At 44.0% G+C, this 14,903-nt stretch carries 13 protein-coding genes; all 13 read left to right on the forward strand.

What is annotated here, in order from left to right; translation table 11 throughout:
• Positions 1-75: 75 nt before the first annotated feature.
• The gene (locus tag AC3AQ9_RS01635; protein WP_488305718.1) at positions 76-804 is read left to right on the forward strand and encodes a GntR family transcriptional regulator; all 729 of its coding nucleotides are present in this window, start codon (positions 76-78) and stop codon (positions 802-804) included.
• Between the two features lie 47 nt (positions 805-851).
• Complete coding sequence (locus AC3AQ9_RS01640; RefSeq protein ID WP_488305719.1) at positions 852-1,919, forward strand: BMP family lipoprotein; 1,068 nt, start codon at positions 852-854, stop codon at positions 1,917-1,919.
• 340 nt (positions 1,920-2,259) lie between these two features.
• Positions 2,260-3,822: an ABC transporter ATP-binding protein gene (locus AC3AQ9_RS01645; RefSeq protein ID WP_488305720.1), complete on the forward strand. Its 1,563-nt coding sequence runs from the start codon at positions 2,260-2,262 to the stop codon at positions 3,820-3,822.
• Positions 3,812-4,858 (forward strand): ABC transporter permease, encoded by a 1,047-nt coding sequence (locus AC3AQ9_RS01650; protein WP_488305721.1) that lies wholly within the window; start codon positions 3,812-3,814, stop codon positions 4,856-4,858. The genes AC3AQ9_RS01645 and AC3AQ9_RS01650 overlap by 11 nt, the downstream gene beginning before the upstream one ends.
• A gap of 1 nt (position 4,859) precedes the next feature.
• Positions 4,860-5,819 carry an ABC transporter permease gene (locus AC3AQ9_RS01655; RefSeq protein ID WP_488305722.1) on the forward strand — a complete coding sequence of 320 codons (960 nt, stop codon included), beginning with the start codon at positions 4,860-4,862 and terminating at the stop codon, positions 5,817-5,819.
• Positions 5,820-6,436: 617 nt separating this feature from the next.
• Positions 6,437-7,711, forward strand: coding sequence for an EF-P 5-aminopentanol modification-associated protein YfmF (yfmF, locus tag AC3AQ9_RS01660; protein ID WP_488305723.1), 1,275 nt, complete (start codon positions 6,437-6,439; stop codon positions 7,709-7,711).
• Entirely contained in the window at positions 7,704-9,005 is a 1,302-nt protein-coding gene (gene yfmH, locus AC3AQ9_RS01665) for an EF-P 5-aminopentanol modification-associated protein YfmH (protein WP_488305724.1), read from the forward strand. Before yfmF ends, yfmH begins: the two co-directional genes overlap by 8 nt.
• Positions 9,002-9,721 carry an elongation factor P 5-aminopentanone reductase gene (gene ymfI / locus AC3AQ9_RS01670; protein ID WP_488305725.1) on the forward strand — a complete coding sequence of 240 codons (720 nt, stop codon included), beginning with the start codon at positions 9,002-9,004 and terminating at the stop codon, positions 9,719-9,721. The genes yfmH and ymfI overlap by 4 nt, the downstream gene beginning before the upstream one ends.
• Positions 9,722-9,924: 203 nt before the next feature.
• Complete coding sequence (locus tag AC3AQ9_RS01675) at positions 9,925-10,722, forward strand: DUF3388 domain-containing protein (RefSeq protein ID WP_488305726.1); 798 nt, start codon at positions 9,925-9,927, stop codon at positions 10,720-10,722.
• A gap of 8 nt (positions 10,723-10,730) precedes the next feature.
• A complete protein-coding gene (locus AC3AQ9_RS01680; RefSeq protein ID WP_488305727.1) occupies positions 10,731-11,621 on the forward strand; it encodes a helix-turn-helix domain-containing protein in 891 nt (296 codons plus the stop codon).
• Between the two features lie 48 nt (positions 11,622-11,669).
• Entirely contained in the window at positions 11,670-12,248 is a 579-nt protein-coding gene (gene pgsA / locus AC3AQ9_RS01685) for a CDP-diacylglycerol--glycerol-3-phosphate 3-phosphatidyltransferase (protein WP_488305728.1), read from the forward strand.
• Between the two features lie 30 nt (positions 12,249-12,278).
• Positions 12,279-13,532, forward strand: a complete 1,254-nt coding sequence (locus tag AC3AQ9_RS01690) for a competence/damage-inducible protein A (protein WP_488305729.1) — start codon at positions 12,279-12,281, stop codon at positions 13,530-13,532.
• 174 nt (positions 13,533-13,706) lie between these two features.
• Positions 13,707-14,765: a recombinase RecA gene (gene recA / locus AC3AQ9_RS01695; RefSeq protein WP_488305730.1), complete on the forward strand. Its 1,059-nt coding sequence runs from the start codon at positions 13,707-13,709 to the stop codon at positions 14,763-14,765.
• Positions 14,766-14,903 lie beyond the last annotated feature (138 nt).

The following is a 14,903-nucleotide window of genomic DNA, read 5'->3' on the forward strand; positions in this document are numbered from 1 at the left end:
AAATGTTATAGTAATTTTGATTAGTAGGAATGTTTTACATCAGATGTCTGATCTCTGTCATTGGTGGTGAATCGTATGACAATAAAATCGGATCATCGTGCTTTGTATCTTCAAGTGATTGATCGAATGAAGCAGGATATTGCTGCCGGTTTGTACAAAGAGAAAGAGAAGTTGCCATCCGAATTCGAATTGGCTAAAACACTGGGAGTCAGCCGTGCCACTTTACGAGAGGCGCTGCGGCTGTTGGAAGAGGACAATATTATTGTAAGACGGCATGGAGTCGGCACTTTTGTCAATGCGAAACCGGTATTTTCATCGGGCATCGAACAATTGACCAGTGTCTCGGATATGATCCGCCAAGCAGGAATGGAGCCAGGTGCTATTTACTTAAGCACTTCCGAGGCTCCTTCGTCTGAAGATGATATAAAACGCTTTCATTGCGAAAACGATGAGACTGTCATTACTATTGAACGCGTCCGGACGGCAAATGGAGAACCAGTCGTCTACTGCATCGACAAAGTTCCTTCCGCATATTTGCCAGCTGATTTTCTCGGACGCAAAGAAGGCTCTATCTTCTCTGCATTAGAGGAGACCGGAAATATACACATTTCCTATGCGGTCACATTCATTGATCCAATCGGCTATCATGAAAAAGCATCACCGATTCTGGAATGTGACCCGGAAACAGCATTACTCGAATTAAAGCAGCTCCATTACGATGAGGACGATCGAGTGGTGCTTTACTCAAAGAACTACTTCAGGGCTGATAAATTCAGTTTCCATGTAGTTCGAAAACGTGTGTAAAACGGCAAATTCCTGCTAATATGAAAAAAATCTTGGGGGTTATTACATTGATTAAACGTAAATTTGGTCTTGGTCTATCTGTCATGCTTGCTGCAGGCACTATGCTTGCTGCATGTGGCAGTGAAGAAGGTGCAACTTCTGGCGATGCTGGAAGCGGCGGAGAAGCAAGCGATTTTTCAGTAGCAATGGTAACGGATGTTGGCGGTGTAGATGACAAATCCTTCAACCAATCAGCTTGGGAAGGACTACAAGCTTTTGGTGAAGAAAACGGCCTTAAAAAAGGTGACGGTGGAATTGATTATCTGCAATCAGCATCTGATGCTGACTACAACACCAACCTGAACAACTTGATCCGCCGCGATTTTGATGTAGTCTTCGGCATCGGGTTCTTGATGGAAGGCGCTGTAAAAGAAATTGCTGAACAACAGCCGGATGCACAACTGGCAATTATTGACGCAGTTGTAGATGCACCAAACGTTGCAAGCGTATTGTTCAAAGAGCAAGAAGGAGCATACCTTGCAGGAGTAGCTGCAGCTTTGATGACTGAAACGAAAAAAATCGGCTTTGTAGGCGGTATGGAAATTCCAGTTATCGAACGCTTTGAAGCAGGATTCAAAGAAGGCGTTAAAGCGGTAGACCCGACAGTTGAAGTCGATGTTCAATATACAGGTGCTTTTGATAAAGCGGAATTAGGTAAAACAACTGCTAACCGTATGTACTCTGCAGGAGCGGATATTGTATTCCACGCTGCTGGCGGTACTGGAAACGGCGTGTTTACCGAAGCTAAAGAACGCAAAGAAGCAGACCCGAATGCGAAAATCTGGGTTATCGGTGTTGATGCTGACCAATACGACGAAGGCCAAGTTGGCGATGCAAACGTTACTTTGACTTCAGTTCTAAAAGGTGTTGACCAAGCAGTTATCGATATTTCGAACAAAGCCAAAGAAGGCAACTTCCCTGGCGGCGAAACAGTTACTTACGGTTTAGCTGAAGACGGTGTCGGCCTTGCTGATTCCCGCGGAGCACTCCCTGAGGATGTTATGGCTAAAATCGAAGAATACAAAGAAAAAATTGCTAGTGGAGAAATCAAAGTACCAGAAACTTTGTCTGAATAAAGAAATTCAATCAGTGGGGATTTTTCATCCCCGCTGCCCGTTAAAGCGGGATAAAGTGAAACTCACTCAGCGGGAGCTTTATCCGCTGAGTGCTAGTTGAACCAATCGGACTTTTACGGTCAGTGGATCTTCCGCTTGAAAAAGCGGGAGTCCTACTGCCCGTTAAAGCGGGATAAGCACATGTTGATACGGTCATCATAAAGACCGGAATTTCCGGTCTTTATGATTTTTTTTCGCCTATTTTTAGAAAATTAATAATACAGGAAAGGTTTTTAGTACTAAAAATCTTTCCTGTATTAATTAAAAAAAGAAGTTAGCAGTTTTCGAGGGAGTGAAAACAGTGGAATATGTAATCGAAATGCTCAATATCCGTAAAGTATTCGGGAATTTTGTCGCGAATGACAATATAACCCTGCAGTTGAAAAAAGGTGAAATTCACGCTTTGTTAGGGGAAAACGGAGCAGGCAAATCAACATTGATGAACGTTCTTTTCGGTTTGTATCAGCCGGATGGCGGAGAAATCCGGGTGCGCGGAAAAAAAGTCGACATCACGGATCCAAACGTCGCAAACGATTTAGGTATCGGAATGGTGCACCAGCATTTTATGCTGGTCGAAAACTTCTCAGTAACCGAAAACATCATCCTGGGAAGCGAACCGACAAAATTCGGGATCACCAATAAAAAAGATGCCGCCAAACGTGTTCAGGAAGTATCAGAACAATATGGATTGAATGTCGATCCCCATGCAATCATCGAAGATATTTCGGTCGGTATGCAACAGCGGGTAGAAATCCTGAAGACCTTATACAGAGGCGCCGAAATTTTGATTTTTGATGAACCAACGGCTTCATTGACACCGCAGGAAATCGTCGAATTGATTCAAATTATGAAACGCTTGATTGCAGAAGGCAAATCCATTATTTTAATCACCCATAAATTAAAGGAAATCATGGATGTTTCTGACCGGGTAACAGTGATCCGCAAAGGGAAAGGTGTTGGAACGGTCAACACTTCTGAAACAAACCCTGCTGAATTGGCTTCACTGATGGTTGGCCGCCAAGTGGAATTTAAAACAGTGAAAAAAGCCGCAACGCCAAAAGACGTGATTTTGAATATTAACGATTTGGTGGTTGAAGATTACCGTGGAGTGGATAAAGTAAAAAAGCTGAATTTGTCTGTCCGTCAAGGTGAAATTGTCGGAATTGCGGGAATCGATGGAAATGGCCAAACAGAACTAATTGAAGCCATAACAGGACTGCGTAAAGTCAAAAATGGAACCATCTCCATTCATGGGCAAAATATTACGAACTTAAAACCCCGTAAAGTTACTGAAGCAGGAGTAGGGCATATTCCGCAAGATCGCCATAAACATGGCTTGGTCCTGGATTTCCCGATTGGCCATAATATCTCTCTACAAACATATTACGGAACTCCCATCTCGAAATCCGGCATTATTGATTACGATAAAATCGATCAAAAAGCGAAAGATATCATCGAGACCTACGATGTCCGCACACAAGGGCCGCATGAACCGGCACGTGCTTTGTCCGGAGGAAATCAGCAAAAAGCCATTATCGGCCGAGAAGTGGACCGCAATCCAGAATTATTGATTGCAGCTTTGCCTACACGCGGCCTGGACGTCGGTGCCATCGAATTCATTCACAGCCGCCTGATTGAACAGCGGAACAATGGAAAAGCAGTTCTATTGATTTCATTTGAATTAGATGAAGTTATGAACGTATCCGATCGAATTGCGGTTATTCATGATGGTGAAATTGTCGATATCGTTACCCCGGAAGAAACAACAGAACAAGAATTAGGTTTATTGATGGCGGGCCATCACGTTCGTTCAAAGGATAAATCAATAGAAAATAGCGTAAAGGAGGATCAGCATGTCGATTAGAGCAACAAATATTCTGGTCCCCGTCATTTCAGTAATTCTAGGGTTGCTTGTCGGAGCAATTATCATGCTCATAAGCGGATATAATCCGGTAGCTGGTTATGCAGCTCTTTGGAACGGAATTTTTGGTGACATGTATACAATCGGAGAAACATTACGGCAAATTACGCCGTATCTATTAGCTGGGTTAGCGGTGGCGTTTGCTTTCCGTTCGGGGTTATTCAATATTGGTGTAGAAGGGCAATTGATTGTCGGCTGGTTCGCCGCTGCCTATGTTGGAGTAGCAGTAGAATTGCCAAAAATCATCCATCTGCCGTTAGCAATTTTAGCTGCAGCTGCAGCCGGCGCTTTATGGGGATTTGTGCCCGGTTTATTGAAAGCGAAATTCCATGTACACGAAGTAATTGTCACAATCATGATGAACTATATCGCCTTACATGTAACGAATGCACTGATTAAAACTGTTTCTGGCGGAGGAGATCGTACAGAGTCTATTTTTGCCAGTGCGTCATTGCGTTCGGAGTTTTTTGAGAACCTGACTGAATTCTCACGCCTGCATTATGGCATTATCCTTGCTTTGTTAATGGTCGGTGTGATGTGGTTCATTTTAGAAAAAACGACATTGGGCTTTGAATTGAAAGCGGTAGGATTTAACCAGAACGCTTCTAAGTATGCCGGTATGAATGTTAATAAAAATATCATTTTGGCTATGGTCATTTCTGGTGCTTTTGCCGGTCTTGGCGGAGCGATGGAGGCTCTTGGGACCTTTGAGTATGTGTCCTCAAAAGCAGGCTTTACAGGTATCGGATTTGACGGTATTGCGGTTGCCTTGCTGGGCATGAATACGCCGCTTGGGGTTATTTTTGGCGCAACGCTATTTGGATCGTTAAAATACGGTGCTTTGAATATGCCGAATGCTGCCGGCATTCCGCTTGAAATAGTTGAAATCGTTATTGCCGTTATTATTTTCTTTGTGGCATCAGGTTATGTAATTCGCTTATTCCTGCTGCGCGCAGCTAAGAAGAAGGAGGCGAAGTAATATGAGTTTCTTGGAAGTTTTATATTTCATCGTTCCTTCAGCGATATTTTATGCAGCCCCGCTTATCCTTACAGCTATCGGTGGTGTTTTTTCCGAGAGATCGGGTGTAATCAATATCGGCCTCGAAGGTTTGATGGTTATCGGTGCTTTTGTAGGGATTTTGTTTAACTTGTTTTATGCAGATACGTTTGGAAATGCGACTCCGTGGCTCGCATTGGTAGCGGCTATGGTGGCTGCATTATTGTTGTCGCTGGTTCATGCGGTCGCTTCTATTTCTTTCCGGGCGGATCAAACTGTATCAGGGGTAGCCATAAACTTATTGGCAATTGCTTTGGCTTTATACTTGGTCAAGAAAATATTCGGCAAAGGCCAGACAGATTTTATCACTGAACGTTTTGGACGTTACGATATTCCATTATTGTCGGATATTCCGGTCATTGGACCGATGTTCTTCAGCTCAGTTTACAATACGTCAATTCTGGCAATTGCCATAGCCGTTTTTGCTTGGTTCATCATTTACAAAACTCCTTTCGGCTTGCGTCTGCGTTCTGTTGGGGAACACCCGATGGCTGCCGACACGATGGGGATCAATGTAGCAAAAATGCGTTATGTCGCTGTTATGATTTCCGGTGCTTTGGCTGGTATTGGCGGAGCCATTTACGCACAGACGATTTCTGGTGATTTTGGTCATGCTACAATCAATGGACAAGGATTCATGGCTCTTGCTGCGATGATTTTCGGCAAGTGGCATCCGCTAGGCGCAATGGGAGCAGCTTTGTTCTTCGGTTTTGCCCAATCATTGAGTATTGTTGGACCATCCATCCCTTATATCCAAGATATTCCGAATGTGTTCTTGCTGATTCTGCCATACGTACTGACAATCCTGGCTTTAGCTGGCTTCATTGGCCGTGCCAATGCACCTAAAGCAAACGGAGTGCCGTACATCAAAGGACAGCGATAAAGTGAAACTCAATCAGTGGAAGGATTTTCCCCCACTGACCGGTTAAGCAAAATAAGATGAAAAAGAGCCGTGTTGACGGCTCTTTTTTATTTTAATCAGAAGTTCGAACTTTCATTTTGCTGCGGGCAAGTGCGAGTCTTTGCAATGAAGTGCGCAGCGCTGCAACGGCCAATTCCTCGGGTCATAAGCCGTCTTGGCTGTGCGGCAAAGAGCACCGCTTCGCCAATCCGTCTAAACCCTTATTGCTCCTGTCTCTGTCTCTGCATCGCTGCGCTAGCTTCGAGACATGGAAAAGCGTTGCATTGCTACGCTTGCTTCGAGACATGAAAGTGCGTTGCAGCACTTTGTGCTTCGTCGCAAAGAGATGGACCAAATATGTTTGGTCCATCTCTTGCCTGTCGCAAGGGAACGGCCGTTTCCGCTTTTCTTATTGTCTAGATCCAGCGGCCAGCCCCTCGAGATCGCTTCGGTCTTGTTCCGAATGGCAAAGTACGCCATTCATGCCAAGCCCTCCAGCGCTTGTCGGGGCTAGATGGCCACTTCCGCTTTTCTTTGTTTGCATTTATCCGAAAAGGTTGGGTATAGTTAGACTATGAACAAAGAGAGGGGATTTCCATATGTTTCAAACTACTACTATTGCAAAAGGTGTCAATGTGCATGTTAATGAAACAACACAATTCAAAACGATTAATTTTTCGTTGAAATTTAAAGATAAATTAACAAAAGAAAAGGCGTCTGCCCGGTCGATTTTGGCAAATGTCCTGCAGCACAGCAATGAAGTATACCCTTCTCATACTGCACTTCGTATGGTGCTGGATGATTTATACGGCACATCTCTTTACATAGATTCTTCTAAAAGAGGCAATGAACATATCGTGACCTTGAATGTGGAAACGGTAAATGACCAGTATCTGTCTGAAGAAGGCGTGTTGGAAAAAGTATTGAACTTAATGTACATTGTGTTATTTAAGCCAAATTTGGAAAATGGACTGTTTAAAGAAACCATTTTCAATCGGGAAAAAGAAGCGGTCAAACAGCGCATTGAGTCAATATTTGATGAAAAAACACGTTATGCCCAGCAGCGGATGATGGAACTGGCGCTCCCTGAACATCCAGCTTCTATTCCTGCAAATGGGACTCTCGAAGAAGTGGAGCGGGTGACAAACGAAAAGCTTCTCGAAGAATACCAGACGATGATCAATGACAATGAAATTGAAATATATGCAGTTGGAGATATTCAGTCCGAGACGATTGCAGCATACATTAAAGAATACTTCCATTTTAAAGACCGGGAAAAGCCGATTGATGCGCCTTCAGTAGAATTGGTGCAACCAGCTCAATCACGGGTTGTTGAACATGAAGATATGAAACAAGGAAAACTTCATATGGCATTCTTTACGCCAATCACATTCTATGACGAGAAGTTTCCCGTTATGCAATTGATGAACGGAGTTCTCGGCGGGTATGCGCATTCCAAGCTGTTCGTCAACATCCGGGAAAAAGAAAGTATGGCTTATTATGTGTCCAGCTCATACGCTTCCCAGTTCGGTTTGATGTTCGTGCTCGCAGGCATTGATTCTAAATTGGAACAAAAAGCAGTAAAGCTTGTCCTTGAGCAATTGGAAGAAGTGAAAAAAGGCAATATTTCCGATACGGAACTGGAACAGACAAAAGCTTTGTTGATCAATCAATTGCGGGAAGCCCTGGATTCGGCACGCGGCCAGATTGATATCTATGACCAGTATATGGAATTGACAGATTCATTTGAACCGGATTATTTAATCAGCAAATGGAAGAGCATCACCAAGGAAGACATTGCAGAGGCTGCACAGCAATTATCATTGGAAATGACGTACTTCCTATCAGGCAAGGAGGATGATTCAGTTGAATAAAGTACATTTTGACCAATTGGATGAAACACTTTATCAGGAACAGCTGCCTAACGGGCTGGAAGTTTATATTTTACCTAAAAAGGGATTCTCGAAAACCTTTGCAACATTCACCACTAAATACGGTTCAATTGATAACCATTTTGTGCCGTTTGGCGGCCAGGAACCGGTCAAAGTACCGGATGGCATCGCTCATTTCCTGGAGCATAAAATGTTCGAAAAAGAAGACGGGGATATATTCCAGCAGTTCAGTAAACAAGGGGCTTCAGCGAATGCCTTTACTTCATTTACACGGACTGCCTACCTATTCTCCGCAACCGATCAGATAACAGAAAATGTCGGTACTTTATTGGATTTTGTCCAAAGCCCATATTTTACCGAAAAGACGGTTGAAAAAGAAAAAGGCATTATCGCACAAGAAATTACGATGTACGACGATCAGCCGGACTGGCGATTGTATTTTGGCATTATCGAGAACTTGTATAAAAATCATCCAGTGAAAATTGATATTGCCGGAACTGTCGAATCGATCCAGGATATTACGGCAGAACATTTATATACGTGCTATAACACGTTTTATCATCCATCGAATATGGTGTTGTTCATCGTCGGTGCTGTTGAACCCGAAAGCATGATGGACTTTATCAGAACAAACCAAAGCCAAAAGACATTCGAAGAACCAAAAGAGATTGTCCGGATTTATCCTGATGAACCTGTGGAAGCAGCAATCAAAGAGCGGACCTTGGAAATGAGCGTCCAAAAACCGAAAGTCTTTGTGGGGATTAAACCGGAAGTCCTGAACTTATCAGGCTCTCAGATGCTGAAACATGAATTGGCTTCCCAATTGGCGTTTGAATTATTATTCGGCCGCACTTCCGACTTTTATCATACTGCTTATGAAAGCGGCTGGATTGACGAATCATATTCGTTTGACTACTCTCTGGAAAACGGATTCGGCTATGCATTGATTGGATCCGATACGTCCGAGCCTGAAGTTCTAGCCAAAGAAATCCAACATACGCTTGATAAAGCAATGGAAAAATGGCCATTTGGACAGGCGGATTTGGACCGGGTACGCCGGAAGAAAATCGGGTTTTTCTTAAGAGCTTTGAATTCACCAGAATATATTGCCAATCAGTTTACACGCTACACATTTAACCAAATGAACCTTTTTGACGTTGTGCCGTTCCTTGAAGCGCTAGAAGTGCCTGATTTACAGGCGGCTTTTGCTACGGTTAGTCTGGACAGCCAACGCTCGGTCTTTACCATCGTGCCTCCGAAGAAGGAAACTGTGTGAAACGTTTTGCTGTGATTTTAGGCGCTTCAGGAGAAATTGGTGAAGCAATTGCTCATCAGCTGGCTGAAAGCGGCTGGTCGCTTTATCTTCATTGGAATACAAATTCGGTGTCGGAGCTAACAGAAAAGTTAGCAGCGAAATATTCACTGCAGGAATTCATAGGAATCCAGGCAGATTTTGCTCAACCCGATGGCGCCCGGAAATTAGCTGAAAATGTCTTTGATGCATCCTGCATCGTAGTGGCAAGCGGCCATGCACTCATGAAAATGCTCATAGACACATCTGAAGAGGAAATGGACATGTTATGGCGCGTCCATGTCCGCAATCCCGTCTCTGCCATCAAATTGATTTCACCTTATTTTCATCGCTATCAGAAAACGTACGTCGTCTTTATCACATCGATATGGGGACAAACCGGAGCGGCACTTGAGACGATGTACTCGTCGGTCAAAGGAGCACAAATCTCCTTTGTCAAAGCCTATGCCAAAGAAATGTCGACATCAGGCACACGGGTCAATGCAATTGCGCCGGGCTTTATCCAAACGAAAATGAATAATTCTTTTAGTGATGAAGAGCTTTTATCCATAGCAGAAGAAATACCGCTGGGGCTGGGCACTTCGCAAGATGTAGCAGATGCTGTCAATTTTTTGGTGAGCGGCAAAGCCGACTATATTACAGGGCAAACCTTGCATATAAATGGAGGATGGCATATGTAGGAAAGCTTTAAAATAACAAAAAAGGGTCTTTTGTCTAAGTTCTTCTGTTCAATGTGTGGGTAAATAGTAATGAAGGGGTTGGCCGGCCTTAGTTCTCATGCCAACTCCTTTTTTATTGCCCCTTTTCTTGCAGTGGCAAATCAGCTATCATAAGAGATAGGAACTTTGAACGCTTTATATTGATATGAAAGGTCGGATGATGAATGATCGAATGGTATTTTGAATACGAAATTCAAGTGAATCGTCCGGGTTTATTAGGGGATATAGCTTCACTTCTTGGGATGTTGCGCGTTAATATCGTCACGATTAACGGCGTGGACCAAGGCCGGCGAGGAATGCTTTTGCGTGCTGAACACTATGTGCAGCTGGAACGTTTTGAGCAAATCGTTTCAACGATTGAAACGATTGCAGTGAAGAAATTCCGTGAACCCAAATTGCGGGATATTCTGGCTGTGCGGCATGGAAGATATATACAGCGTGATGCAGATGACCGGAAGACTTTCCGATTCGTCCGGGATGAACTTGGTCTATTGGTTGATTTTATGGCTGAAATCTTTAAGCAGGAAGGCCATAAATTGGTGGGGATTCGCGGAATGCCAAGGGTAGGCAAGACAGAATCAGTTGTTGCCGCCAGTGTCAGTGCCAATAGAAAATGGATTTTCTTATCTTCTACAATGATCAAACAAACAGTGCGAAACAGTTTAATGGGTGATGAACACAATTCCAATAATATCTTTATATTGGATGGCATTGTAACACGCCGTTCCGCTGATGAGCGCCATCAGCAACTGGTACGGGAAATGATGCGCATGCCTACGATTAAAGTGGTGGAACATCCCGACCTGTTTGTCCAGCAATCTGAATACAACATTGAAGATTTCGATTATATTATCGAATTGCGCCATCATCCAGATGAAAAGATTACATATGAAGTTTTAGAGAGAAACAACTTCATGGACGATCGAAATCAAGCAGATATGTTCGGCGGTTTTAACTTTTAAGCAGGCAGGTGAGTGTATTGAGTGAATTAGGTACTCGTTTGAAAGAAGCGAGAATCGCAAAAGGGTATAGTTTAGAGGATTTACAAGAGGTAACTAAGATTCAAAAACGTTATTTGGCCGGCATCGAAGAAGGAAATTACAGCATGATGCCTGGTCCGTTTTATGCGCGGGCTTTTATCAAGCAATACGCGGAAGCAGTAGGAATCCAACCGGATGAGCTGCTGGAACAATATAAGTCGGAAGTGCCGGTGGCAGCTAAAGACGATGCAAGAGCACCGATTGCGCCGCCAACGCCATCGCGTCGCCAAACTTTCGCGAAGCATTCATCAAATCGGACAGGGGAGATAATGCCGAAAGTGATTGTGGCTTTATTTATCGTTGTTATATTGGCTGTGGTCGTTTTCTTTTATTCAAAACTTGACACCAATGATCCGATTGAAGAAGGAACCGAAACTGAAGGCGGAGTACAGTATGAGGAATCTCCTGAAGAAGAAGCTCCAGCCGAGCCGGCAGAAGAGCCTGCTGAAGAAGAGCCGGCAGCAGAAGAACCGGTAGAGGAAGAACCTGCAGAGCCTAAAGCAAGTATCGAAGTGCAAGGGAGTCAAGGAGAAACAACAACTTATGCATGGTCAGGGCCTGCTAAAAGGGAACTGGTCATTAAAGCAAATGGCGGACCTTCTTGGGTTCAGGCGACCGGAGCAGATCAGAAAGATTTGATGCCGGCACGCACGATGGCTAAAGATGATACTGAAAACATCGATGTATCAGGCCTTTCACAAATCCGTGTACGACTCGGGGCCAGCCCCAATGTCACATTGACACTTAACGGAGAACCGGTTACATACACACAGGATCTTATTACTCAAAATATCGTTATTCAATTTAAAGACGCGGAATAGCCATCTTTTGATGGCTATTTTTCTTGATAGGATGAAAGGAGAAACACTATGAATATTCCAAACCGCATCACCATTTCCAGAATTTTATTGATTCCAATTTTTATGGTGATTATGCTTGTCGATTTCGGCTGGGGAGATATGACGCTTTTTGGAGCGGAAATGCCAGTTTCCCACTTTATTGGCGGGTTGATTTTTATCATTGCCTCACTGACAGACTGGGTTGACGGTTATTATGCCCGCAAATACAATCTCGTCACTACTTTCGGGAAATTTTTAGATCCGCTCGCTGATAAATTGCTTGTTTCGGCAGCTTTGATCATTTTGGTGGAGCTTGATTTTGCCGCTTCATGGATTGTTATCATCATTATCAGCCGGGAATTCGCGGTTACGGGACTGCGCCTAGTATTGGCAGGAGAAGGGGAAGTTGTAGCGGCTGGCAGCTTAGGGAAAATCAAAACAACTGCACAGATTCTGGCCATTGCGGCCCTATTGCTCCATAACACAATTTTTACTTTGGTTAATATTCCGTTCGGAGAAATTATGCTTTACATAGCGCTGATTTTCACGGTTTGGTCCGGCTGGGATTATTTCTATGCCAACCGCCGGGGATTGATGGCTTCTAAATAATAATCGCAATTTAAGAAGGGGTGGGGTCAGATGAATGCGGAAATTATTGCAGTGGGATCGGAGCTATTATTAGGCCAAATTACAAATACGAATGCACGCTTTTTATCCAGCCATTTAGCAGAACTCGGCATCAATGTGTATTATCATACCGTAGTTGGGGACAATGCCGGCCGTTTGCAGGATGTCATTAGGATTGCGGAAGAGCGTGCTGATTTGATCATCTTTACCGGGGGGCTTGGGCCAACGAAAGATGACTTAACGAAAGAAACGATTGCCCGTCACTTAGATACCACACTTGAAATGGACGAGTACGCCCTGGAATCTATAGTGGCATTTTTTGAACGTGCCGGGCGGGTGATGACAGAAAACAATAAAAAGCAGGCACTGGTTTTAAAAGACAGTGAAGTGCTTGTCAATAATCACGGCATGGCTCCGGGAATGCTGTATAAAAAAGACGGCCGTGTTTATATCCTTTTGCCAGGACCTCCAAAAGAAATGGAACCAATGTTCCAGTTTGAAGGCAAACCGAAATTGGCCCGCTTGCTAAATCAAGCGGATGTCATTTTATCACATGTCTTGCGCTTTTATGGCATCGGGGAAGCGGAACTGGAAGACCGCCTGCAGGAATTGCTGGATCGTCAAACCAATCCGACCATTGCACCGCTTGCTTCTGATGGAGAAGTGACGCTTCGCATTACCGCGAAAACGGCCACAGAAGAAGAAGCTTGGGAATTGATCAAGGGAACGAAAAAAGAGATTTTGGATGATGTAGGAGAATATCTTTATGGCTATGACGACGATTCCCTTGCTTCCAAAACGATTGAATTATTGAAAGAGCAATCGAAAACGATTTCAGCTGCTGAAAGTCTAACAGCAGGCCTTTTCCAATCGGAACTGGCTGCAGTAGCGGGAGCGAGTGCTGTCCTGTCCGGTGGAGTCATCGCCTATAATGAAGAAATGAAAATCACTCAGCTCGGTTTATCTCCAGAACTCCTGACTAAGTATGGAGTAGTGAGTGAAGAAATCGCCATCGCGATGGCTGAAGCCGTGCGTCAGAAGTTCAACACGGATATCAGTGTTGGCTTAACTGGAGCAGCTGGCCCGGATGCCCATGGTAATCAGCCAGCTGGAACGGTATGGATCGGCATTGCAACAGCAGAAGACACCAAAGCTTACCGCCTTCAATTGTCAGGAATGCGCAACACCAACCGTCTAAGAGCGGTAAAATTAGCGCTTTCCTATATCATACGAACACTGACTGAAGGAAATGCACGCAAAATTTAATTTTGCGTGTTTTTTTGTTCTCAAAAAGGGAATTTGCCTCTTATAGGGCGGATAAAACACAGATTTGAAAATACGAACACGAATAAACGTTCGCTTTTTTCTTGTGTATTTCTCAATAACCTAGTATAATAGAGACAGGTAGAAAAATTGGTTTTAATTAGAGGAGGATTTCTTTTGAGCGATCGTAAAGCGGCATTAGACATGGCGTTAAAGAGTATAGAAAAGCAGTTCGGTAAAGGTTCGGTCATGAAATTAGGAGAAAAAAGCGACCGAAATGTATCATCAGTTTCCAGTGGTTCATTGGCACTTGATACAGCTTTAGGAATAGGCGGATATCCACGCGGCCGGGTGATTGAAATATATGGCCCTGAAAGCTCTGGTAAAACGACTGTTTCACTTCATGCCATTGCCGAAGTACAGGCTATAGGCGGAACAGCAGCATTTATCGATGCGGAGCACGCATTAGATCCGATGTATGCTAAAGCGCTGGGTGTTAATATCGATGAATTGCTCCTGTCTCAGCCGGATACAGGCGAGCAGGCACTTGAAATTGCAGAAGCTTTGGTACGAAGCGGTGCTATTGATATCGTTGTAGTCGACTCGGTAGCAGCATTAGTGCCAAAAGCGGAAATTGAAGGCGAAATGGGCGACTCGCATATGGGTCTGCAAGCACGTTTGATGTCCCAAGCGCTTCGCAAACTTTCAGGCGTAATCAACAAATCAAACACAATCGTGATTTTCATCAACCAAATCCGTGAAAAAATCGGCGTTATGTTCGGTAACCCGGAAACGACTCCAGGCGGCCGTGCATTGAAATTCTATTCTTCTGTCCGTTTGGAAGTAAGACGTGCGGAAGCATTGAAATCCGGTACGGATATCATCGGGAACAGAACAAAAATCAAGATTGTTAAAAACAAGGTAGCTCCACCGTTCCGTACAGCTGAAGTGGATATCATGTACGGAAAAGGGATTTCCCGTGAAGGTGAAATCGTAGATATCGGTTCAGAACTGGATATTATCCAGAAGAGCGGATCTTGGTATTCATATAACGAGGAACGAATTGGCCAAGGCCGTGAAAATGCTAAGCAATTCTTGCTTAGTAATCCGGAAATACGCAACGAAATCTCGAACAAAATCCGGGAATCATTCGGCATGGCAGCAGCCACATATACGATTGCTGCGCGTGACGAAGAACCGGAAGAGTTTAGCTTGCTTATTGATGAAGAAGAATAAGAGAGAAGCCATTTGATAAAGCTTCTTATGAAAAGCCGCACAGCCCTTGCTGAGCGGCTTTTCAGCATATTCATTTTTGTGAAAACCGGTAAGGCAAGGAGCAGATTTAAGCTGTGGAACTATCGCCAATGCTTGATT

This window comes from Planococcus sp. VCh962 (genome assembly GCF_057748275.1).